General features: G+C 60.7%; 1 protein-coding gene. It reads right to left on the bottom strand.

The window, feature by feature from the left end; translation table 11 throughout:
• The coding region (gene parA, locus AXK60_RS12935) for a ParA family partition ATPase (protein WP_068571556.1) at positions 1 to 613 on the bottom strand (613 nt) is incomplete at its 3' end.
• Positions 614 to 1005 lie beyond the last annotated feature (392 nt).

The raw sequence follows: 1005 nt of genomic DNA, 5'->3' as shown, positions 1-1005 counted from the left end.
TGTTGCGGATCTCGTCGGCAGCCTGCCCCTCTGGATCGACCTCGATGACGGTAGATCCGTCAACGAGGGCTTCTGCGTAGCCCACCCTGTTGGCGATCGTCGTATCGAGGACCGGATACGGCAGGCCAGCCAGCGAAGTCTTGATCGACTTCCCCAGGTTAGTGCCCACTCCCCGCCTGGAAACCAGAAATACGATTTTCAGGTTTTCCTTAAATGCAGACGCCTCGCTAAGCAGCGTGAGCACGTCCGCAGTGGCCCAGAGATCAGCCGGCGACGGCTGGAGTGGCACGACGACCACGTCCGCGGCCAGAAGATTCGAGCGAGGAATGTCGGTTGCTCGAGCTGGGTTGTCGATCACCACGTCGTCGTATCCGGCCGCCATCGCTGCGAGCTCTTTATGGAGCCCGACTCGCGGGTACCCCACGACGGTGAACAGGTGCGGATGCTCAGCCGCACTGCGCGCGGCAGACCAATCGAGTGCCGTGCCCTGCGGGTCGGCGTCAACGAACAGGACTCGTCGGCCGAGGTCGTGAGCAAGGGAGCCGGCGAAGTTGATGGCGGTAGTCGACTTGCCGACGCCACCCTTCTGGTTAGTGAACGTGTAGGTGGTCACAGAAATAATGATATACGCCTTTCCTGATTACCGCAAATACAGAAACCATGTTTTCATCATCGGAAGCACCCAAGCGTGGTCTGCAACCGCATCTATCTGCGGAAACTGTGCTCTACTCCGCTGCGCACCTCGCTTCTCAGATTCATGATTTCTGTATTTCTGTACCACCTGCGTCCCAGATCAAGGACCTTCGCGTTAGGGCTGCTCCCGGTTTCGGCGGCGCAGCCTCAACTGCCGTGACCAGGATCCGGGCAAGGGTTCGCCGTAGGCCCGCGTAGCGGCCCTTGAGCGGATCCTGGTCACGGCAGTAGACCGTTAGGGCCGGAAGCGGGAGCAGCCCTGCGAAGATCCGCACCCCAACGCACCCGCCAGCCGAGAGCGATCCAGTTCCT

The organism is Tsukamurella pseudospumae (assembly GCF_001575195.1).
Lineage (GTDB): Bacteria > Actinomycetota > Actinomycetes > Mycobacteriales > Mycobacteriaceae > Tsukamurella > Tsukamurella pseudospumae.
The sequence above is the reverse complement of the archived record's forward strand: the minus strand, read 5'-3'. Positions and strand labels throughout refer to the sequence as shown.